This window comes from Mycolicibacterium alvei, assembly GCF_010727325.1.
Classification (GTDB): Bacteria; Actinomycetota; Actinomycetes; order Mycobacteriales; family Mycobacteriaceae; genus Mycobacterium; species Mycobacterium alvei.
On the sequence record NZ_AP022565.1, the window covers coordinates 1314367 to 1335603 of the forward strand.

A 21237-nucleotide genomic window follows, 5' to 3' on the forward strand; every position below is an offset into this window, starting at 1 on the left:
GACATTGCGACTAAAGGCGTGCGCACGGCACAGCACGACCTGCTTGAATAGCGGACAAAAGCGACAGCATCAGGCGCCGCGTCGCGCGGCAGATGCGCGGGCAACCGTGCGGAGTACGAGGAGCGGATATGACAACTAGTGAGCCAGGCGAAGCCACCCCCCAGCCGGCGTCCGGGCCCACACCGAGGCCCACTCCTACGCCTGCCCCAAGGCCCGGACCACCCCGCCCGGCACCCCGCCCCAGCCGGGTCGCCCCGGTGGTTGCGGTGGCGCCATCCAGCGATCCACGCAAATTCGGGCGGGTGGACGACGACGGCACGGTGTGGTTGGTCACCGGATCCGGCGAGCGTGTCATCGGCTCGTGGCAGGCCGGTGACACTGAATCGGCGTTCGTCCACTTCGGCCGACGCTTCGATGATCTGCACACCGAGATCGCGCTGCTGGAACGCCGGCTGACTTCCGGTACCGGGGATGCCCGCAAGATCAAGTCTGCGGCGGCGTCCTTGGCCGAAAGCCTGCCCACTGCAGCAGTTCTCGGTGATGTGGAGGCATTGAGCTCGCGGCTGACCGCCATCCTGGAACATGCCGATGCCGCCGCGGCGACCGAGCGGGCCCAGCGCGACGAGCATCGCGCCGCCCAAACGGCACGCAAGGAGGCACTCGCCGTCGAGGCCGAGGATCTGGCGGCCAATGCCACGCAGTGGAAATCCGCGGGTGACCGTCTGCGCGAGATCCTCGATGAGTGGCGCACGATCACCGGGCTGGACCGCAAGATCGACGATGCCCTGTGGAAGCGCTACTCGTCGGCCCGCGAAACGTTCAACCGCCGTCGCGGCTCGCACTTCGCCGAACTGGACCGTGGCCGGGTCGGCGCCCGTCAGGCCAAAGAAGCGCTGTGCGATCAGGCCGAGCAGCTGTCCGGCTCGACCGATTGGGGCGCCACCGGCGCCGCCTTCCGCGATCTGCTGACCCAGTGGAAGGCCGCCGGACGGGCTTCCAAGGATGTCGACGACGCGCTGTGGCACCGGTTCAAGGCCGCTCAGGACACGTTCTTCGGGGCCCGAAACGCCGCCCACGCCGAACGTGACACCGAGTTCAAGGCGAATGCGACCGCCAAGGAAGCACTGCTGGCCGAGGCCGAGAAGATCGATACGACGGATCTGGATGCGGCCCGTGCGGCATTGCGCACGATCGGCGACAAGTGGGACGCGATCGGCAAGGTTCCCCGCGAGCGCGCCGCCGATCTGGAGCGACGCCTGCGCAACGTGGAGAAGAAGATCCGCGACGCTCCGACGGGCGGTGTCGATCCCGAGGCCCAGGCTCGCGCCGACCAGTTCCGCTCACGTGCCGAGCAGTTCGAGAAGCAGGCCGAGAAGGCCGAGGCCGCCGGCCGCGCCAAGGACGCGGCCGAGGCCAGGGCCAGTGCCGAACAGTGGCGTCAGTGGGCCGACGCCGCGGCCGCCACGCTCGGAGAGCGCAAGTAGCACCTGAGGGCTGGGGGGATAACCCTGGCTAGGTCTGATCCGGCTGGTCCGGCTTCTCGCCGGTGGTGTCGGGCTTGCCGGCGCCCCTCTCGGTGTCGCCGGGCAGGGGCATGCCGAGCACGCTGCGCTGCTGATGCTGCGCGGCGTCACGGCGCCGGTCCTCTTCGGCCGCCAGCTGCAGCGCGGTGCGCGACCACACCACGCGGGCCCAGTGGAACGTCAGCACGATCACGGCCAGCCAGCCGATGATCAGCCCGATTCCGGGGCCGGGATGCCCCGCGGCGGTCTGCCGCGACCACACCGCAAGCATGCCGAGCGCACTGGCCACCGCCGAACCCGCCAGGGCCGTCCAGGCCAGCGCCCAGCGGCGAGTGATCAGCGCCAGGGTGGAGAACCCGACCGAGAACACCAACGCCAACCAGGTGAACACCCGCGACGGCAGCGAGATGCCGTCGTTCAGCGCCGTGGCGTCACCGACCAGGACGTCGAACCCCTTGGTTGAACCCGTGTGCGGCAGCACGAACGACAGCAGCACCACGAACACCAGGATGGCCACGACCATCGCCCGCGGACCCGTGTCGAACTCGCGGGTGACCTTGCGTTCGACGGCGGCCAGGTCGTCCTTGAACCGATCGAAGTCGCGTTCGTTGCTCAACAGCCACATCCTTCTGATGACGGCGAGGTTTCCGGCGCACCGATCCGCGGCAGGCCGAGGCCGACACCGGTTCGCGGGCGCCGCCCCGCCTCATGGGCGTCACCGGCGCGGGTACGCCGATGCGTGGTCAATGGGGCGTCGGCGATCAGATGGTGCGGCGCGGCGCCGGTCACCGTGGTGGTCACGATGTCGCCGGGCCGAATGTCGGTGTCGCCGGGGGCGAAATGCACGAGCCTGCCATCGCGAGCCCGTCCGGACATGCGGGCGGTGGCGGCGTCCTTGCGCCCCTCTCCGGTGGCGACCAGCAACTCGACTTCCCGGCCCACCTGAGCTTGGTTCTCTTCCCACGAGATTCGCTCCTGCAGGTCGATCAGGCGTTGATAACGTTCGCTGACAACCGCTTTGGGCAACTGGTCGGGCATCTCGGCGGCCGGGGTGCCGGGCCGGATGGAGTACTGGAAGGTGAACGCGGTGGCGAAACGGGCCCGCTCGACGACGTCGAGGGTGGCCTGGAAATCTTCCTCGGTCTCGCCGGGGAACCCGACGATCAGGTCGGTGGTGATCGCGGCATGGGGAATCGCGGCCCGGACCTTGTCGATGATGCCCAGGTACCGGTCGGCCCGGTAGGAACGGCGCATCGCCTTGAGGATGCGGTCCGAACCGGACTGCAGCGGCATGTGCAGCGTCGGGCAGACGTTGGGGGTCTGCGCCATCGCCTCGATCACATCGTCGGTGAACTCGGCGGGGTGCGGTGAGGTGAAGCGCACCCGCTCCAACCCGTCGATGTCACCGCAGGCGCGCAGCAGCTTGGCGAACGCACTGCGGTCGCGGGGTACATCCGACCAGTTCGTCGGGTCCTCGCGCAAGCGCTCGTCCGCTGCAAATGACACCCCGTAGGCGTTGACGTTCTGGCCCAGCAGGGTGACCTCGAGCACGCCTTGGGAGGCCAGGGTCTGCACCTCGGCCAGGATGTCGCCGGGCCGGCGGTCGACCTCCTTGCCGCGCAGGGACGGCACGATGCAGAAGGTGCAGGTGTTGTTGCAGCCCACCGAGATCGACACCCAGGCGGCATAGGCGGACTCCCGCGTCGCGGGCAGGGTGGACGGAAACTCCTGCAGTGCTTCGACGATCTCGACCTGGGCGGCCCGGTTGTGACGGGCCCGCTCCAGCAGCGTGGGCAGGGACCCGATGTTGTGGGTGCCGAACACCACGTCGACCCAGGGCGCGCGGCGCAGGACCGAATCGCGGTCCTTCTGGGCCAGGCAACCGCCGACGGCGATCTGCATGTTCGGATCGGACTGCTTGCGCGGGGCCAGGTGGCTGAGGTTGCCGTACAGCTTGTTGTCGGCGTTCTCGCGCACCGCACACGTGTTGAACACAACGATGTCGGCGTCGGTGCCTTCGGGGGCACGCCGGTAGCCGGCGTCCTCCAGCAGGCCGGACAGCCGCTCGGAGTCGTGCACGTTCATCTGGCAGCCGTAGGTGCGGACCTGATAGGTACGCACGGAGCTGCCCTGCGCCGTCGACTCCGCGCGCAACCGCTCGTCGGCCGCGTCACGGTTCACCATCGTCGTCACGGCCTCAATGGTACGGAGCCGCCGGAAACGGCAACGCGGCGCATTCGCGAGATCCGGGCAGGCCGGACCTTCGCTGGGTAAGGTCACCTGCCATGGGTAGCCCCGGCGAGCAGCCGCAGGTCGACGACGCCGCGACACCAGACGTGCCGATGATCTCGCTGTCGGGGGTCAACAAACACTTCGGCTCGCTGCACGTACTCAACGACATCAACCTCGATGTGGGCCGTGGCCAGGTGGTGGTGGTGCTCGGCCCGTCGGGATCGGGCAAATCCACGTTGTGCCGCACCATCAACCGGCTGGAGACCATCGATTCGGGCCGCATCGCGATCGACGGTCACGTGCTGCCTGCCGAGGGCCGGAAGTTGGCCCAGCTGCGTTCGGATGTCGGCATGGTGTTCCAGTCCTTCAACCTGTTCGCGCACAAGACAATTCTGGAGAACGTCACGCTCGCCCCAGTGAAGGTGCGCCGCCGGTCCAAGGCACGGGCCCGGGAGAGTGCGATGGTGCTGCTGGACCGCGTCGGGGTGGCCAACCAGGCCGACAAGTACCCCGCGCAACTGTCGGGTGGTCAGCAGCAACGCGTGGCGATCGCACGCTCGCTGGCGATGAACCCGAAGGTCATGCTGTTCGACGAGCCCACCAGCGCCCTGGATCCCGAGATGATCAACGAGGTCCTGGCCGTGATGACCTCACTCGCCGGCGAGGGCATGACGATGGTGGTGGTCACCCACGAGATGGGCTTCGCCCGCCGGGCCTCGGATCGCGTGGTGTTCATGGCCGACGGCGCCATCGTCGAGGACGCAGCACCGACCGAGTTCTTCGACAACCCGAAATCCGATCGCGCCAAAGATTTTCTCGGCAAGATCCTTCATCACTGACGCTCCGCCGAAAGGACCCCGAACATGCCCTCCGCACCGTTCAAATTGATCGGTACCGTCGCGCTCGCGATCGCACTCCCCTTCGCCGCGACCGCCTGCGGTGGCGGTAGCGACTCCAGCAAGATCGTCATCGGCACCAAATACGACCAGCCCGGACTCGGCCAGAAGAAGCCCGACGGCACCATGTCCGGGTTCGACGTCGACGTCGCCAAGTACGTGGCCAACGAACTCGGCTACCCCGAGGACAAGATCGAGTGGAAGGAAGCCCCCTCGCCGCAGCGCGAGACGCTGATCCAGAACGGTCAGGTCGAATACATCGTCGGGACCTACTCGATCACCGACGCGCGCAAGGAGAAGGTCGACTTCGCCGGCCCGTACCTGCTGACCGGGCAGAGCCTGCTGGTCCGCGCCGACAACACCGACATCACCGGGGCAGCCTCGCTGGAGAACAACAAGAAGCTGTGCTCGGTGTCGGGCTCCACCCCGGCGCAGAACATCAAAACCACGTACCCGAAGGTGCAGCTGCAGCAGTTCGACACCTATTCGGCGTGCGTCGACGCGCTCAAGAACGGCATCATCGACGCGGTGACCACCGACGAGGTGATCCTGGCCGGCTTCGCCGCGCAGAGCCCGGGCACCTTCAAGATCGTCGGTGACACGTTCTCCGAGGAGCGTTACGGCATCGGCCTGAAGAAGGGCGACAGCGAACTCCGCACGAAGATCAACGACGCGATCGAGAAGATGGAGTCCAGCGGCGCCTGGAAGGAAGCGTTCGAGCGCAATCTCGGACCGGCCGGCATCCAGACCCCGGCGCCACCCGCCGTCGACCGCGGCTGAGCCGGGGGTAGCGCGCCGACCGTGGAGATTTTCGACGCACACCGCGATCAGATACTCGCGGCGTTCTGGACCACGATCCAGCTGACGGTGTATTCCGCGATCGGTGCGCTGGTCCTCGGCACGGTGCTCGCCGCGATGCGACTGGCCCCGACGCCGGTGATGAACTGGCTCGGCGCCGCGTACGTGAACATCGTGCGCAACACGCCGTTGACGCTGATCATCCTGTTCTGCTCATTCGGTGTCGGCCAGACATTGGGCATCACCCTGGTCGACCCGCATTCGTCGACATCGATCGCGGACAGCAACTTCCGTCTGGCGGTGCTCGGATTCACGGTCTACACCGCCTCTTTCGTGTGTGAGACGGTGCGCTCAGGCGTCAACACGGTTCCACTGGGCCAGGCCGAGGCCGCCCGGTCACTGGGTCTGAGTTTCGGGCAGAATCTACGGATCATCCTGCTGCCCCAGGCCTTTCGAGCGGTGATCATTCCGCTGGGGTCGGTGCTGATCGCGCTGGTGAAGAACACCACCATCGCCTCGGCGATCGGGGTGGCCGAGGCCGCACTGTTGATGAAGGAGATGATCGAGAACACCGCTGCGTTGATGACAGTCGGCGTGATCTTCGCCACCGGGTTCGTGATCCTGACGCTGCCACTGGGGCTGGCGTTCGGATGGTTGGGTAAGAGACTGGCGGTGGCACGCTGATGGGCAACGCGTCCGTTCTCTTCGATGCCCCGGGCCCACGGGCTCGGATCCGCAACGGCATCCTCACGGCGCTGACCGTGGTCGTCGCGGCAGTGCTCGCGGGCTTCGTGATCTCGCGGATGGCGGAGAAAGGTCAGCTCACCAGCGAGAAATGGAAACCTTTCCTGACCGCCGACCTCTGGCAGACGTACGTTCTGCCCGGTGTGCAGGGCACGCTGACCGCCGCGGCGATCTCCATCGTGCTGGCCGGGATCCTCGGCGTGCTGCTCGGGGTGGGCCGACTGGCACCGATTGCGCCGATCCGGTGGGTCTGCGGCGTGACCGTGGAGTTCTTCCGGGCCGTGCCGGTGCTGATCATGATGATCTTCGCGTACTTCCTCTACGCCGTGTACGACACGTTCCCGTCCAAGCATCTGGCGCTGGCCGGCGTGATCACGGGTCTTACGCTCTACAACGGTGCCGTGATCGCCGAAATCGTGCGGGCGGGCGTCAACACGCTGCCGCGCGGGCAGCGGGAGGCAGCAGCTTCGCTCGGCATGTCGTGGGCACAGACGATGCGGTTGATCCTGCTGCCGCAGGCGATCACCGCAATGCTGCCGGTGCTGGTGTCACAACTGGTGGTGGTGCTCAAGGACACCGCGATCGGTTACCAGATCACCTTCGTGGAGATGGTGCGGCAGGGCACGGTCATCGGATCGGCATACGGCAACTACCTGCCCGCACTGATCGTCATCGCCATCTTGATGATCACCGCGAACTTCACATTGTCGTGGTTGGCCACCTGGCTGGAACGGCGACTGCGCCGATCTGATCGCGGTCCTGCACCGATGGAGGCCGAGGCCGTCGAGCAGGAAGGCGCACCGGGCGCGCAGGTGTTGCACACCCAGCGGGACTGAGCTCGGAAAGAGCGGGTATAGCGACACAATGCGGCCGCTATACCCGCCGGCGCTCCCGCTCGCCGGCCAGCTCGTCCCTGACCACGTCGAGGGCCATCGACTGGTGGTAGCCGCGACGAGCCAGCATGCCGACCAGCCGGCGGGTCACCTTCACGTCGCCGTCCTCGGCGTCGAGGCGCTCACGACGCAGCTTGTCGCGGACCAACTGTTCAGCCCGCTGCCGTTCGGCAGCTGGGTCCAGATCGGCCAGTGCGGCGTCGATGACCTCCTTGTCGACGCCCTTCTTGCGAAGCTCGACGGCCAAGGCGCGCTTGCCTTTTCCCGAGTTGGCATGCCGGGACCGCACCCACTGTTCGGCGAAGTCCTCGTCATCGATCAGGCCCACCTCGGCAAGCCTGTCGAGGACCTTGGCGCTGAGCTCTTCTTCGTAACCCCGTTTGGTGAGCTGTTCGATCAACTCTGCGCGGGTGCGGGCCCGCACGGTGAGCAGGCGCAGGCAGACGTTCTTGGCCTGTTCCTCGCGTTTGCGAGGATCCTGCGTCTGCTCCCCCTCGGGCGTACCCGACGGCTCAGAAGTCAACCGGGGCGGGAAGGACGTCATCAGCCTTCACTTCGGCGGTCACGACAGCACCGATGCCGAGCTTTTCCTTGATCTTCTTCTCGATCTCGTTGGCGACATCGCCGTTCTCCAGCAGGAACTTGCGGGCATTCTCCTTGCCCTGGCCCAGCTGCTCGCCCTCATAGGTGAACCAGGACCCGGACTTGCGGATGAAGCCGTGCTCGACGCCCATGTCGATGAGCGAGCCCTCGCGGCTGATGCCGTGGCCGTACAGGATGTCGAACTCGGCCTGCTTGAACGGCGGCGAAACCTTGTTCTTGACGACCTTGACGCGGGTCCGGTTACCGACCGCGTCGGTGCCGTCCTTGAGCGTCTCGATGCGGCGGACGTCGAGGCGTACCGAGGCGTAGAACTTCAAAGCCTTACCGCCCGTGGTGGTTTCGGGCGAGCCGAACATCACGCCGATCTTCTCGCGGAGCTGGTTGATGAAGATCGCGGTGGTGCCCGAGTTGTTCAGCGCACCGGTCATCTTGCGCAGTGCCTGGCTCATCAGGCGGGCCTGCAGACCGACGTGGCTGTCGCCCATCTCGCCCTCGATCTCGGCACGGGGCACCAGGGCCGCCACCGAGTCGATCACGAGGATGTCCAGCGCGCCCGAGCGCACCAGCATGTCGGCGATCTCCAGTGCCTGCTCACCGGTGTCGGGCTGGCTCACCAGCAGTGAATCGGTGTCCACACCGAGCTTCTTGGCGTACTCGGGATCCAGGGCATGCTCGGCGTCGATGAACGCCGCGATGCCGCCGGCAGCCTGGGCGTTGGCCACCGCGTGCAGCGCCACCGTGGTCTTACCCGAGGATTCCGGGCCGTAGATCTCGACCACGCGGCCACGTGGCAGGCCACCGATGCCGAGAGCCACGTCCAGAGAGATCGAACCGGTGGGGATCACCGAGATCGGCTGGCGCACCTCCTCGCCGAGGCGCATCACCGAGCCTTTACCGAAGTTCTTGTCGATCTGGGCCATCGCCAGCTCGAGCGCTTTTTCGCGATCAGGGGCCTGTTGCGCCATGATGGTGCCTCTCCAAGTAGTCGTGTTGACCGGTGATCCGATCGGTTGGCCGTGACGTTAGGCCAGGGCACCGACAACTCCGGATCTCCGCTCGAACACCGCCCACAGTAAAGCGAACACCTGTTCGACTCAAGCGGACACGCCGTGCGCACGGCGAAACGGGCCTATCGTGGGAGCATCCGGCCCGGAGACGGGGCAGCGATGCACGAGATGGCGATCACCCAGAGTGTTGTCGACGCGGTGTGCGAGCACGCCGCCGGCCGCCGTGTGCACAGCGTGAAGCTCGAGGTGGGCGCGTTGTGCGCGGTCGTCCCGGACTCCATGCTCTTCTGCTTCGACCTGGTCACCCAGGGCACGGTGGCCGATGGTGCCCGCCTCGACCTCGACATCCACCCGGGAGCGGCCCACTGTCGCAGCTGCGGAGCGCAGTTCGGCCTGCCCGATCTGATCCTGTTGTGCCCGTGCGGAAGCGCCGACGTCGAGGTGACCGACGGCCGGGAACTGCGGATCCTCTCGATGGAAGTGAGCTGACATGTGCGCAACCTGCGGCTGCGGTCAGGACGGGGCCGTCATCACCCTCGCCGGTCATGACCATCCCCACGACCATCCCCACGACCACGAGCACCCCCACGGCGACCATCAACACACCGAGACCGTCTCGCTGGAACAGAAGGTGCTGGCCAAGAACGACCTCATCGCCGAGCAGAACCGGCAGTGGCTGGCCGAACGCGGCATCCTGGCGCTCAACATCACCAGTTCCCCGGGTGCGGGCAAGACGACACTGCTCGAACGGACCATCCGCGAGCTCGGCGCGAACCGCACGGTGACGGTGATCGAAGGCGACCAGGAGACGCTGCTCGATGCCGACCGGATCCGGGCCGCGGGAGCCCGTGCGGTTCAGGTCAACACCGGCGCGGGATGTCACCTGGACGCCGCGATGATCCACCGGGCGCTGGAAAGCCTCGATCCCGACCCGGGGTCGGTGCTGTTCATCGAGAACGTCGGCAACCTGGTCTGCCCGGCACTGTTCGATCTCGGCGAATACAGCAAGGTCGTTGTCGTATCGGTGACCGAAGGCACCGACAAACCGTTGAAGTACCCGCACATGTTCGCCGCGGCGGGCCTGGTGATCCTCAACAAGATCGACCTACTCCCCTACGTCGACTTCGATCTTGAAACCTGTTGCCGCCATGCACGATCCGTCAATCCCGGCGTCACGATCCTACCGACGTCGGCCACTCGCGGCGACGGGCTCGACGCCTGGTATGCCTGGATTGACGCACAGGTAAACACCACGCAGGCGCACTAGCCCGTTGACAAGACAACCACCCAGGAAACTATCCCGGAGTTTGAGGTCTCAAGCAGGCCGCGCGCGGCTAAGCTCGAGCCATTGGGGCCGTCAGCCCTGGCCCCGGAAAGCTGTGACCTATGCCAACCGAGGCAGCAGTCAAAGCAGAAGAGGCACTGATCCACGTGCTGTGGATCAATGCCGGTCTGAGTTGTGATGGCGATTCGGTGGCGTTGACTGCCGCCACCCAACCGAGCATCGAGGAAATCGCCCTCGGGGCGCTTCCCGGTCTGCCCAAGATCGCCGTCCATTGGCCCCTGATCGACTTCGAGTGCGGACCGAGCGGGGGCGCCGACGATTTCCTGTCGTGGTTCTTCAAGGCCGAACGAGATGAACTGGAGCCGTTCGTCCTGGTCGTCGAGGGATCCATCCCGAACGAGCAGCTCAAGAACGAAGGCTACTGGTGCGGGTTCGGCAACAACCCCGCCACCAATCAACCGATGACCACCAGTGAATGGCTGGATCGGCTGACGCCCAAGGCCACCGCCGTGGTGGCGGCGGGTACCTGCGCCTGCTACGGCGGGATTCACGCCATGGCAGGCAATCCGACCGGAGCCATGGGGGTGCCCGACTATCTCGGTTGGGACTGGAAGAGCAAGGCGGGCATCCCGATCGTCTGCGTGCCCGGTTGCCCCATTCAGCCCGACAACCTCTCCGAGACGCTGACCTACCTGCTCTACTTGGCCACCGACCAGGCACCGATGATCCCCCTCGACGAGTCGTTGCGGCCCCGGTGGCTGTTCGGCAACACCGTGCACGAGGGGTGCGACCGAGCCGGCTACTACGAGCAGGGCGACTTCGCTACCGAGTACGGATCACCGAAATGCATTGTGAAACTGGGCTGTTGGGGTCCGGTGGTGAAATGCAACGTGCCCAAGCGGGGCTGGATCAACGGTATCGGCGGCTGCCCGAACGTCGGCGGCATCTGCATCGGGTGCACCATGCCCGGGTTCCCGGACAAGTTCATGCCGTTCATGGACGAACCGCCGGGCGGCAAGGTGTCCACCACAGCCTCGGCGATGTACGGATCGGTGATCCGCAACCTGCGTCGCGTCACCGCACGCACCCTCGACAAAGAACCCCGGTGGCGCCACCGCGGCACGACCCTGGACACCGGGGCGAAGCGCACCTGGTAGTGCCGGGTGCGTCCCGCCACCTGCCTTCCCACCGCTGCCGCTACCCCGGACGTCGAGAACTTCGGTATCGCAGCGCATTCCAGGAAAGAGAAGATCGATGACGACCACAATTCCCGGGCCCTCACAGGCGACACGCGAACCAGGTCAGCTGGTGGAGATGTCGTGGGATCCCATCACCCGCATCGTCGGCAGCCTCGGCATCTACACCAAGATCGACTTCGCGAACCGCGAGGTGGTCGAGTGTCACAGCACCTCGTCGATCTTCCGCGGCTACTCGATCTTCATGAAGGGCAAGGACCCTCGCGACGCACACTTCATCACCAGCCGCATCTGCGGGATCTGCGGGGACAACCACGCGACCTGCTCGTGCTACTGCCAGAACATGGCCTACGGGGTCAAACCCCCGCATCTGGGCGAATGGCTGGTCAACCTCGGTGAGGCCGCGGAATACATGTTCGACCACAACATCTTCCAGGAGAACCTGGTCGGCGTGGACTACTGCGAGAAGATGGTGTCCGAGACCAACCCGAGCGTGCTGGCCAAGGCGGAGAACACCGCCGCGCCGCACGCCGACGCGCACGGCCACCGCACGATCGCCGACATCATGCGCGCGCTCAACCCGTTCACCGGTGAGTTCTACCGGGAGGCACTGCAGGTCAGTCGGTGGACCCGGGAGATGTTCTGCCTGATGGAAGGCCGCCATGTGCACCCGTCGACGCTCTACCCGGGCGGCATCGGGACCACCGCGACCATTCAGCTGATGACCGACTACATGACCCGACTGATGCGCTACGTCGAGTTCATGAAGAAGGTCGTGCCGATGCACGACGATCTCTTCGACTTCTTCTACGAAGCCCTGCCCGGCTACGACCAGGTCGGCCTGCGGCGCACCCTGCTGGGATGCTGGGGTTCCTTCCAGGATCCCGAGGTCTGCAACTTCGCCTACAAGGACATGGAACGTTGGGGCGACGCCATGTTCGTCACCCCCGGTGTGGTGGTCGACGGAAAACTGCTGACGCACTCGCTGGTCGACATCAACCTCGGGATACGAATCCTGTTGGGCCACAGCTACTACGACGACTGGACCGACCAGGAGATGTTCGTCAAGACCGATCCGCTCGGTAATCCGATCGACCGGCGCCATCCGTGGAACCAGCACACCAACCCCAAGCCGCAGAAGCGCGATTTCGACGAGAACTACAGCTGGGTGATGTCGCCACGGTGGTATGACGGCAAGGATCATCTCGCCCTCGACACCGGCGGCGGCCCACTCGCGCGACTGTGGTCGACCGCGCTGGCGGGCATGGTCGACATCGGCTATGTCAAGGCCACGGGCAGCAGTGTGCAGATCAACCTTCCCAAGACTGCGCTCAAGGGCCCGGTCGAGTTGGAGTGGAAGATCCCGGCCAAGGGCAGCAACACCATCGAACGCAATCGAGCCCGCACGTACTTCCAGGCGTATGCCGCCGCCTGCGCCCTGCACTTCTGCGAGAAGGCGCTCACCGAGATCCGTGCCGGCCGCACCAAGACATGGGAGCGTTTCGAGGTTCCCGACGAGGCGATCGGGTGCGGCTTCACCGAGGCGGTGCGCGGGGTGTTGAGCCATCACATGGTGATCCGCGACGGCAAGATCGCGAACTATCACCCGTATCCACCGACACCGTGGAATGCCAATCCACGCGACAGCTACGGCACCCCGGGCCCGTACGAGGACGCGGTACAGGGCCAGCCGATCTTCGAGGAGAACGACCGGGAGCACTTCAAGGGCATCGATGTGATGCGTACGGTGCGCAGTTTCGATCCGTGCCTGCCCTGTGGCGTCCACATGTACCTGGGCGAAGGGAAATCACTGGACCTGCTGCACTCCCCCACCCAAACCGCCACCGGGGAATGACACATGCCGCTCGCCCCGACGCCGTTCCCGGACGACTCTGACGACGACACACGGTGGCGCACGGCGGGTGATCGGATCGGGCGCCTGCTGGACGCCGGCAGTGCCGGGGGTGCTCGTGCGCGGGCGAACGCAGAGCAGCTCGTACGCGAACTCACCGACCTCTACGGCGCGGCGCTGGGACGGCTGCTGCGGATTGCCACCGACCACGCGCCGGACGAGACGACTGTCGCCGAGGCCGTGGCCGCCGACAACCTGGTGGCCAGTCTGCTTCTGGTGCACGGGCTGCATCCGTATCCGGTGCACCGCAGGATCTCCGACGCACTCGACGGTGTCCGGCCCTACCTCGGATCCCATGGTGGTGATGTCGATCTGATCGAGGTCGACGGCCCGGTGGTGCGGTTGCGGTTCACCGGGAGTTGCAAGAGCTGCCCGTCCTCGGCGGCCACGCTCGAGCTGGCTGTCGAGGACGCGGTCCGGGCGGCCGCGCCGGAGATCTCGTCGATCGACGTCGTCACCGACGCCCCCGAGCCGAAGCTGTTCTCCGCCGAGTCCCTGCTGGCCCGGGTGCACCCCGATGGGCACCGGCACGCCACCTGGCGGCCGGTCCCGGCTCTCGACGAGTTGGCCGCCGGCGAGCTCGGCGGGTTCGAGGTCGACGGCACCGCGGTGCTGGCCTGTCGGATCGGTGCCCAGTTGTTCGCCTACCGGGATCGCTGCCCGCAGTGCACCCGGGGGCTGGCCGGCGCCACGCTGACCGGCTCGGTAGTGCACTGCCCGCACTGCGATTCCGGTTTCGACGTGGTGCATGCCGGGATCGGCGCGGACGACGGGTCCGGTGTGCACCTGGAACCGGTACCGCTGCTGGTTCGTGACGGCGTGAGCTCGATCGCCCTGGCCGACGAGGTCGTATCGTGACCGGGCCGCTGGACGTGCTGGCCCGCGTCCGCGCCGCGGCACCGGGACCGCGCCGGGACGGCCAGAGCTGTGAAATGTGCGCCGAGCCGATCGCCGAGCCGCATCAACATGTGGTCAATGTGGTGGGGCGACAACTGATGTGCGTCTGCCGAGGGTGCTACCTGCTGTTCACCGACAGCCACGCCCAACTGCGCTACCGCGCCGTCGGCGACCGCTACCTGAGCTTCCCCGGCTTCGCCCTGGACCGGCGGGCGTGGGAGGCACTGCAGATCCCGGTCGGTCTGGCCTTCTTCTTCCGCAACTCGGCACTGTCACGCGTGGTGGCGTTCTATCCCGGCCCCGCCGGGGCAACCGAATCCGAACTGCCACTGGACGGCTGGGCCACGATCCGGCGTTCCGACCCGAGAGTCGACCTCATCGCCGAGGACACCGAAGCCCTGTTGGTCCGGATCGGCGACGACGAGACCGGGCCACCCACCTGCCATGTGGTGCCGATCGACACGTGCTACGAGTTCGTCGGACGGCTGCGGATGTTGTGGCGGGGATTCGACGGTGGCCAGGACGTACGCAACTATGTCGACGGGTTCTTCGACCGTCTCGCCGACCGCAGCAAGCCGGTGACGCGATGACCGCACCCCCGGCCGACGCCACCTCCGACGTCACGTTCGCCATCCTCGACATGGCACCCGAACCGTATGCGGTGAGCCCGATCCTGTCCGCCCGGATCGGCATCACCGCCCCCGGCGATACCCCGGTACACGCGATCGCGCTGCGCTGCCAGATCCGCATCGAACCGGGACGGCGGGACTACACCGACGAGGAAGCCGCCGGGTTGCTCGACCTGTTCGGCCCACGCAACCGCTGGGGCACGACACAGCACACCTTCCTGTGGCAGCACAGCACCGCGATGGTGCCCGGATTCACCGGCACCACCGACATCGAACTCCTACTGGCCGCCACCTACGACTTCGACGTCGCGGCGGCGAAGTATCTGCACGCCCTACGCGACGGTTCGGTGCCACTGCGGTTCCTGTTCAGCGGCACCGTCTTCACACCGGGCACCCGCGGATTCGCGGTCTCCCAGATTCCCTGGGACCGGGAGGATCAGTTCGACATGCCGGTGGCGGTGTGGCAGAAGCTGATGGCACAGCACTTCCCCAACACCGGGTGGTTGCGCCTCGGCCAGGACACCCTCGATGAGTTGGTTTCCTACAAGACCCGCAGAGGCATGCTGTCGTTCGACGAGGCGATCGACACCCTGCTGGCCGGGCAGGAGATCCGATGAGCACCCCCCTCGATCAGGTCCGCGCGGTCGCCGACGCCGTGCTCTACGAGGGCTATCTGCTCTACCCGTACCGGGCCGACACGGCCAAGAACCAATGTCGTTGGCAGTTCGGTGTTCTCGGCCCGGAAGGCGCGCAACGGTCCGGCATCGGCGAGGACAGTTCGCTGTCGGCCCAACTGCTGGTGCGCGGGCACGGTCAGATCTCGGTCACGCTCCGGTTCCTGCAACTGCAACGCCGCACGGCCGAACGTCGTCGTGACGCCGGCACCTTCGAGCCCGTCGACGAACTCACCGCCGCCGGGCGGTCGTGGCTGAGTTGGGACGAGGCCGTGGAATGTCAGATGCCGCTGGGCCCCTTCGACATCGCCGGCCTGCGGGTCCCCCGGGCCATGCCGATCTCGGTCGGTCCGGGCACCGACATCGAGAATGTCGAGGGCGGCCGGCTCGTCCGGAGTCGCCGCGGTCTGCACGGCGAGTTCACCATCGGGGCCGACCCCGTCGACGGACTACTGCGGCTCACCATGACGGTACGCAATCGTGCCGCACCCGCGCGGGACAAGAACGAGGCGATCGCGGTGTCGTTGATCGGCACCCACCTGATCACCGAGATCACCGACGGCGCTTTCATCTCGCTGCTGGAGCCCGATGAATCCGCTGCCGCAGCGGCAGAGCGCTGCGCGCAGCATCGGTGCTTCCCGGTGCTCGCCGGGCCGCGCGGCACGCACCACGTGATGCTCGTTTCGCCGATCATCCTCTACGACCATCCCGAGATCGCCGAACAGAGCCGGGGCGAACTCTTCGACTCATGCGAGATCGACGAAATCCTCACGCTGCGGGTCATGACGATGACCGACGAGGAGAAGATCAGCGCCCGGGCCACCGATCCTCGGGCCGCCGCGATCATCGACCGGTGCGAGTCGATGTCGCCGGAGGCGATGCTCGGCCTGCACGGTGTCCTGCGTGATCCGCATGCCGAGGACCCCCGTCTGATTCCGGAGATCCCCGACGGTCTCGACTGGTGGGATCCGTTGGCCGACAATGCCGTCGATCCCACTGTCGATGCGGTGGTGATCGACGGGGTACGGGTGGGCCGCGGCAGCCGCGTGCGGTTGCACCCGTCCCGCCGGGCCGACGCACAGGACATCTTCTTCGCCGACCGCATCGCGCAGGTGGCCTCGGTCCACGAGGACGTCGAGGGCCGACACCATGTCGGAGTCGTACTCGACGACGACCCGGCCGCCGATCTGCACCAGTGGTACGGCCGCTACCTGTACTTCGGCGCCGACGAAGTCGAGCCGCTACCGCGCTGAGAGGAGTTCGAGATGGAAGTTGTGGGTTGGATCACCGTCATCGTCGTCGCGACGGTCGTGGTGGCCGGGGTACTGGTCGGGGTCCGGTCGATCCCGGACGCCCGGCGATACCTGAAAATGCGGCGCATGTAGCGGAGGGGATGGGATCACGTCTTCAGTTCTGGTGGCCGGCATCGGCAATATCTTTCTCGGTGACGACGGATTCGGTCCCGAGGTGATGCGGCGTCTGCCGACGACCATGGCGGATGCCGATGTTCGATTGTGCGACTACGGGATTCGGGGCGTACACCTGGCCTACGATCTGCTCGACGGCTGGGATTCCCTCATCCTGGTAGACGCGTTGCCGAGCCGGGGCTGTGCCGGGGCATTGCACGTGTTCGAGGTCGACGGGGAAAGCCATTCGGGTGCTCCGGGTCTGGACGCGCACACGATGGATCCCGCTGCGGTATTCGCCAGTATGCGGGCGCTCGGGGGCAGCCCGCCCTACACCGTCGTCATTGGTTGTGAGGTGGCCACCGTGGCTGACGGTATCGGGCTCTCGGAGCCCGTTGCTGCCGCGATTCCCGGCGCCGTAGCGGCGGTCGAAGCCGCCGTGGCGCGGTTGTCGGCCCCGGTCAGGGAGGGCTGAGTCATGTGCCTCGGAATCCCCGGCCAGGTGGTGCAGATGCTCCCGGGCTACGGCGACCAGCTCGCACTCGTCGACGTCGCGGGCGAGCACCGCAAGGTCAATGTCGGCATGCTGCCCGAGGCGACCGTGGCACCGGGTGACTGGGTGATCATCCACATGGGTTTCGCCGTGGAGAAAACCGATCGTGCCGGGGCCGACGCCGCGATGCGGGGCCTGCAGCTCCTGGGCCGGGGCGCTGACAGCGAGGTGCCACCGTGACCGCTCGGCGCCGGCTGCGTATCGGCGTGCACGGAGTCGTCCAGGGCGTGGGGTTCCGGCCGTTCGTCTACACCACCGCGGCCGCGCTCGGGCTGACCGGCTCCGTGTGCAACGACAGCTCCGGTGCCGTCATCGAGGTCGAAGGTGCCCCCGGCGATCTCGAGACGTTCCTGCACCGGCTGCGTGCCGACCCGCCCGTTCTGGCGGTAATCGAGTCGATAGAGACCCGGCCGATGCCCGTCTGCGGCGGCACCGGGTTCATCATCGCCGATACCTCCAGGGCCGGCGGTGGCCGCACCCTGGCCTCCCCCGACGTAGCGATGTGCGGTGAATGTGCTGCCGAGCAACGGGATCCGTCCAACCGCCGGTACCGGCACGCGTTCATCAACTGCACCAACTGCGGGCCCAGGTTCACCATCATTGCCGCACTGCCCTATGACCGCGACGCCACCACGATGGCGCGCTTCGCGATGTGCGCCGAATGTGCGCGCGAGTACGCCGACCCGGCCGACCGGCGCTTCCATGCGCAGCCCGTGTGCTGCCCGAACTGCGGCCCGACGCTGCAGTGGGACGACGAATCCGGTGCGCTCACCGGGGCGCCCGCGCTGCAGCGCGCCAGGCGCCTGCTGGCCGACGGAGCGATCCTCGCGGTCAAGGGCATCGGCGGCTACCACCTCGCCTGCGACGCCGCGAACCCGACCGCGGTCACCGAACTTCGGCGGCGTAAACGCCGGGGCGACAAGCCGTTCGCGGTGATGGTTGCCGATCTGCCCACCGCCCGCCAGATCGCCGAGGTCGACGACACCGCGGCCCGGGTGCTGTGCGGACCGCAGCGGCCCATCGTGCTGCTGCCCCGGTTGCCGGGCGCCCGGGTCGCCGAGGCGGTGGCGCCCCGCAATCCCGACCTGGGAGTCCTACTCGCCTACACGCCACTGCACACGCTGCTGTTCGGGCTCCCCGGTGATGCGCCCGGCCCGGCGGTGCTGGTGATGACGTCGGCCAATCTCAGTGGTGAACCGATCTGCTTCTGCGATGACGACGCGCGTCGCCGGCTGTCCCACATCGCCGACGGCTGGCTGATGCACGACCGCGAGATCCTGGTGCCCTGCGACGATTCGGTGGTCCGGGTCGCCGACGGCCACGAGCTGGCCATCCGCAGATCCCGGGGGTACGCCCCGTTGCCGGTGGCCCTGCCGGTCGCGGTGCCGCCGACCCTGGCGGTCGGCGCCGATCTGAAGAACACCGTCGCGGTGGCCGACCATCGCTATGCCTGGTTGAGCGCCTACATCGGCGACATGGACAGTCTGGCCACGTTGTCGGCATTCGAGCGCGCAGTCCACCACCTGGAGGCACTGACCGGCGTCGAACCCGAAACCCTGGTCTGCGACGCGCATCCGGGATACCGGTCGAGTGACTGGGCGCATCGCAACGCCGGGACCCACCCGGTGAGGACGGTCCAGCATCACCACGCCCATATCGCCTCGGTGATGGCCGAACACGGCCTGGACGGGACGCAGCAGGTACTCGGATTCGCCTTCGACGGAACCGGATACGGTCCCGACGGCACCGTATGGGGTGGCGAGGCGCTGGTCGCCGACTACAAGAGCTATTGGCGGGTGGCCCATCTCACGCAGGTCCCGATGGCCGGCGGTGATGTCAGCGTGCTGCGCCCCTACCGGATGGCGCTGTCCCATCTGTGGGCCGCCGGGCTGCCGTGGGATCCCGATCTGCCGCCGGTCCGCGCGTGCCCGGACGCCGAACTCCGGACTCTGGCAGCGCAACTGGCCACCGGTACCGGCTGCATTCCGACCTCGAGCATGGGCCGGTTGTTCGACGCGGTGTCGGCGTTGATCGGGGTGCGACAGACAGTTGCCTACGAGGCTCAGGCCGCCATCGAGTTAGAAGGGATCTCACGTGGCGCAGCGGCGGACGCTCGCCGGTATGCGTTCGAGGTGGACTCGGGTGCATCACCTGTCACCATCGACCCGGCGCCCGTGCTCGCGGCGATCATCACCGACCTGCGCGGCGGTGTGACACCAGCGGTGATCGGTGCCCGGTTCCACCGTGCCGTCGCCGGGCTGATTGCCGACCTCGCGATCGCACTGGTGGATGCGAACGGCTGCGCAGGGCAGCCCGTGGCGTTGTCCGGCGGGGTTTTTCAGAACCTCCTGCTCCTGCGCCTGACCGTGGCCGAACTGCGGGAACACGGCCTGGACGTGATCACCCACCGCCGGGTGCCGCCGAACGACGGCGGTCTCGCCCTGGGCCAACTACTGGTCGGGAATGCGGGGTGAAGCCATGACCGCACTGCCGACACAGCAACTGCCCACCGGATACCAGCTGTTCGCCCGGTACGCCTTCCCACCCAACGAACTCGGGTACTGCGGCCCCCCGGGTCCGGCAGCGCAGCCCGGGGACAACACGGCCGAGTTTGCGTCACACGCCCGGGAATTCGACGGAGCCTGGCCCTATCTGCACGCCATCGCCGAGGCGATCGGCGCCGACCCGCTGGACGCCGAGGTGGTTCAGGGCTATTGGGTCGGCGGACCGCTGCTGGACCGGGTGGATCCGGGCAACCTGCTGGCCCAGTTGCGCGCGGCGTTCCGGGGCCAGGTGACCGGAGGGCTGGACACCGTGACCGCCGGCCGGACCGGTGCCGGCGCGGCGCTGGCCCACCACAGCTTCCACGTGTTCGTCGTGTACCCGTGGATCCGGTTCCTGGGACGCGACCCCGGCACCGCGATGCATGTGCTGCAGAACTGCCGGATCCGTTGGGGCACAGTCACGGCCGTCGAGGATGAGCACGTCGTCGTCGAATCCGTCCCGGTGCTGCTCACCGACGGCCGCCTGAGCCTCGGTGCGCCCGTCACCGAACGGGTCCGGTGGAGCCGGGACGGGAAGTCCCTGACGAAGATGCCCGCACCGGGTGACACCGTGTCCGCGCACTGGGATTGGGTGTGCGACACGCTGATGCCAGGCCAGGCCACAGCGCTGGCCGACGCCACCCGCGCCACCCTCGACCTGGTCAATACAGGAGGTCGACCATGAGTACCACGACACCGGCCGTCACCACACCGACGGCTACCGGGCCTCCGGGCGCGCCGTTCGTGGACAAGGATCTGGCCGCCGATCTGTCCACGGCAGCACTGGATGTGGCCCGAAAGTTCCACGACGGCGCCACCCTCTGGGTCATTGCGCCCCAATGGGAACCCCACGCCCATCACGTGGCCGTCGAGTTCGTCCACCCGGTCATCGTCGGCAAACGCGCACTGCCCTCGGTCGCGCTGGTCGAACCCGATCCGGTAGCCCAGGCCAGGGTCGCCAGCCAGCCCGGAGACCTGCTCCTGGCGGTGGCCTCGGCCGACCAACCGGCGGCGATCGATGCCATGCGGCGCGCCGCCGCATGGGGCGTCACGACGCTGTGGATCGGCTGCGGCCCGCGTCCCCCGGCCGGTGCCGCCCACCACGTCCTGTGGGTCGACTCCGACGACCCGATGGTCCCGGCCACCGGCCGGTTCGTCCTGATCTATCACTTGCTGTGGGAGCTCACCCACGTGTGCTTCGAACATCCCGGCCTGCTGACGCCCACACCCGAAGACACCGCGCCGGGTTGCGTCACGTGCGGTGACGAAGGGCGCCTGGCCGAAGTCCTGATCGCACCCACCGAAGCCGATGGGCGGGCACTGGTCCGCAGTGCTGCCGGAGAGGAATGGGTGGACAGCGCCATGCTCGAACACGTCACCGTCAACGACCTGATCCTGATTCACGCGGGTACGGCGATCGCGATGCCACCGGAAGGTAGGTGACGT

23 protein-coding genes are annotated in these 21237 nt (G+C 67.1%); 19 read left to right on the forward strand and 4 right to left on the reverse strand.

Features of this window, described 5'->3' with window-relative positions:
• Nucleotides 1-128: 128 nt before the first annotated feature.
• The gene (locus G6N44_RS06215) at nucleotides 129-1484 is read left to right on the forward strand and encodes a DUF349 domain-containing protein (protein WP_170309384.1); all 1356 of its coding nucleotides are present in this window, start codon (nucleotides 129-131) and stop codon (nucleotides 1482-1484) included.
• 28 nt (nucleotides 1485-1512) lie between these two features.
• Here G6N44_RS06215 and G6N44_RS06220 read toward each other — a convergent pair whose 3' ends face one another.
• Together G6N44_RS06220 and miaB are read right to left on the reverse strand one after the other, a co-directional pair.
• Nucleotides 1513-2148, reverse strand: a complete 636-nt coding sequence (locus tag G6N44_RS06220; RefSeq protein ID WP_163662082.1) for an Rv2732c family membrane protein — start codon at nucleotides 2146-2148, stop codon at nucleotides 1513-1515.
• Nucleotides 2136-3707, reverse strand: a complete 1572-nt coding sequence (miaB, locus tag G6N44_RS06225) for a tRNA (N6-isopentenyl adenosine(37)-C2)-methylthiotransferase MiaB (protein ID WP_235683050.1) — start codon at nucleotides 3705-3707, stop codon at nucleotides 2136-2138. The genes G6N44_RS06220 and miaB overlap by 13 nt, the downstream gene beginning before the upstream one ends.
• 158 nt (nucleotides 3708-3865) lie before the next feature.
• Between miaB and G6N44_RS06230 the strand changes: the two genes are divergently transcribed.
• The 4 genes from G6N44_RS06230 to G6N44_RS06245 are packed head-to-tail and all read left to right on the forward strand — an operon-like array spanning nucleotide 3866 to nucleotide 7029.
• Nucleotides 3866-4594 (forward strand): amino acid ABC transporter ATP-binding protein, encoded by a 729-nt coding sequence (locus tag G6N44_RS06230; protein ID WP_163669664.1) that lies wholly within the window; start codon nucleotides 3866-3868, stop codon nucleotides 4592-4594.
• Between the two features lie 24 nt (nucleotides 4595-4618).
• A complete protein-coding gene (locus G6N44_RS06235) occupies nucleotides 4619-5431 on the forward strand; it encodes a glutamate ABC transporter substrate-binding protein (protein ID WP_163662084.1) in 813 nt (270 codons plus the stop codon).
• 21 nt (nucleotides 5432-5452) lie between these two features.
• Complete coding sequence (locus G6N44_RS06240; RefSeq protein ID WP_163662086.1) at nucleotides 5453-6133, forward strand: amino acid ABC transporter permease; 681 nt, start codon at nucleotides 5453-5455, stop codon at nucleotides 6131-6133.
• On the forward strand, nucleotides 6133-7029 hold the full coding sequence (locus tag G6N44_RS06245; protein WP_163662088.1) for an amino acid ABC transporter permease: 897 nt from the start codon (nucleotides 6133-6135) through the stop codon (nucleotides 7027-7029). The genes G6N44_RS06240 and G6N44_RS06245 overlap by 1 nt, the downstream gene beginning before the upstream one ends.
• 37 nt (nucleotides 7030-7066) lie before the next feature.
• On the opposite strand, the gene recX is transcribed toward G6N44_RS06245, so the two are convergent.
• Both recX and recA read right to left on the reverse strand, forming a co-directional pair.
• Nucleotides 7067-7630, reverse strand: coding sequence for a recombination regulator RecX (gene recX, locus G6N44_RS06250; RefSeq protein ID WP_163662090.1), 564 nt, complete (start codon nucleotides 7628-7630; stop codon nucleotides 7067-7069).
• Nucleotides 7599-8654 carry a recombinase RecA gene (recA, locus tag G6N44_RS06255; protein ID WP_064875336.1) on the reverse strand — a complete coding sequence of 352 codons (1056 nt, stop codon included), beginning with the start codon at nucleotides 8652-8654 and terminating at the stop codon, nucleotides 7599-7601. Before recA ends, recX begins: the two co-directional genes overlap by 32 nt.
• A gap of 201 nt (nucleotides 8655-8855) precedes the next feature.
• On the opposite strand from recA, the gene G6N44_RS06260 reads away from it, so the two are divergent.
• The 14 genes from G6N44_RS06260 to G6N44_RS06320 all read left to right on the forward strand — a co-directional run bounded on the left by G6N44_RS06260 (nucleotide 8856) and on the right by G6N44_RS06320 (nucleotide 21234).
• Nucleotides 8856-9185 (forward strand): hydrogenase maturation nickel metallochaperone HypA/HybF, encoded by a 330-nt coding sequence (locus G6N44_RS06260; RefSeq protein WP_163669667.1) that lies wholly within the window; start codon nucleotides 8856-8858, stop codon nucleotides 9183-9185.
• A gap of 1 nt (nucleotide 9186) precedes the next feature.
• On the forward strand, nucleotides 9187-9963 hold the full coding sequence (gene hypB / locus G6N44_RS06265) for a hydrogenase nickel incorporation protein HypB (protein ID WP_163662092.1): 777 nt from the start codon (nucleotides 9187-9189) through the stop codon (nucleotides 9961-9963).
• 119 nt (nucleotides 9964-10082) lie between these two features.
• Nucleotides 10083-11138 (forward strand): NADH-quinone oxidoreductase subunit B family protein, encoded by a 1056-nt coding sequence (locus tag G6N44_RS06270; RefSeq protein ID WP_163662094.1) that lies wholly within the window; start codon nucleotides 10083-10085, stop codon nucleotides 11136-11138.
• 97 nt (nucleotides 11139-11235) lie between these two features.
• The gene (locus G6N44_RS06275) at nucleotides 11236-13032 is read left to right on the forward strand and encodes a nickel-dependent hydrogenase large subunit (RefSeq protein ID WP_163662097.1); all 1797 of its coding nucleotides are present in this window, start codon (nucleotides 11236-11238) and stop codon (nucleotides 13030-13032) included.
• A gap of 3 nt (nucleotides 13033-13035) precedes the next feature.
• Nucleotides 13036-13947 carry a NifU family protein gene (locus G6N44_RS06280; RefSeq protein ID WP_163662099.1) on the forward strand — a complete coding sequence of 304 codons (912 nt, stop codon included), beginning with the start codon at nucleotides 13036-13038 and terminating at the stop codon, nucleotides 13945-13947.
• Complete coding sequence (locus G6N44_RS06285; RefSeq protein WP_163662101.1) at nucleotides 13944-14576, forward strand: DUF5947 family protein; 633 nt, start codon at nucleotides 13944-13946, stop codon at nucleotides 14574-14576. Before G6N44_RS06280 ends, G6N44_RS06285 begins: the two co-directional genes overlap by 4 nt.
• The gene (locus G6N44_RS06290; protein ID WP_163662103.1) at nucleotides 14573-15232 is read left to right on the forward strand and encodes a DUF6084 family protein; all 660 of its coding nucleotides are present in this window, start codon (nucleotides 14573-14575) and stop codon (nucleotides 15230-15232) included. The genes G6N44_RS06285 and G6N44_RS06290 overlap by 4 nt, the downstream gene beginning before the upstream one ends.
• Complete coding sequence (locus tag G6N44_RS06295) at nucleotides 15229-16542, forward strand: hypothetical protein (RefSeq protein WP_163662105.1); 1314 nt, start codon at nucleotides 15229-15231, stop codon at nucleotides 16540-16542. The genes G6N44_RS06290 and G6N44_RS06295 overlap by 4 nt, the downstream gene beginning before the upstream one ends.
• A 12-nt stretch (nucleotides 16543-16554) precedes the next feature.
• Nucleotides 16555-16674 (forward strand): DUF6893 family small protein, encoded by a 120-nt coding sequence (locus G6N44_RS29825; RefSeq protein ID WP_372508198.1) that lies wholly within the window; start codon nucleotides 16555-16557, stop codon nucleotides 16672-16674.
• A 13-nt stretch (nucleotides 16675-16687) separates the two neighbouring features.
• Complete coding sequence (locus G6N44_RS06300; RefSeq protein WP_163669669.1) at nucleotides 16688-17170, forward strand: hydrogenase maturation protease; 483 nt, start codon at nucleotides 16688-16690, stop codon at nucleotides 17168-17170.
• Nucleotides 17171-17173: 3 nt separating this feature from the next.
• On the forward strand, nucleotides 17174-17428 hold the full coding sequence (locus G6N44_RS06305; protein ID WP_163662107.1) for a HypC/HybG/HupF family hydrogenase formation chaperone: 255 nt from the start codon (nucleotides 17174-17176) through the stop codon (nucleotides 17426-17428).
• Nucleotides 17425-19722, forward strand: coding sequence for a carbamoyltransferase HypF (hypF, locus tag G6N44_RS06310; protein WP_163662109.1), 2298 nt, complete (start codon nucleotides 17425-17427; stop codon nucleotides 19720-19722). The genes G6N44_RS06305 and hypF overlap by 4 nt, the downstream gene beginning before the upstream one ends.
• Nucleotides 19723-19726: 4 nt before the next feature.
• Complete coding sequence (locus G6N44_RS06315; RefSeq protein ID WP_163662111.1) at nucleotides 19727-20476, forward strand: DUF6390 family protein; 750 nt, start codon at nucleotides 19727-19729, stop codon at nucleotides 20474-20476.
• Nucleotides 20473-21234, forward strand: a complete 762-nt coding sequence (locus G6N44_RS06320; RefSeq protein ID WP_235682960.1) for a phosphoheptose isomerase family protein — start codon at nucleotides 20473-20475, stop codon at nucleotides 21232-21234. Before G6N44_RS06315 ends, G6N44_RS06320 begins: the two co-directional genes overlap by 4 nt.
• The last annotated feature ends 3 nt before the right edge of the window (nucleotides 21235-21237 follow it).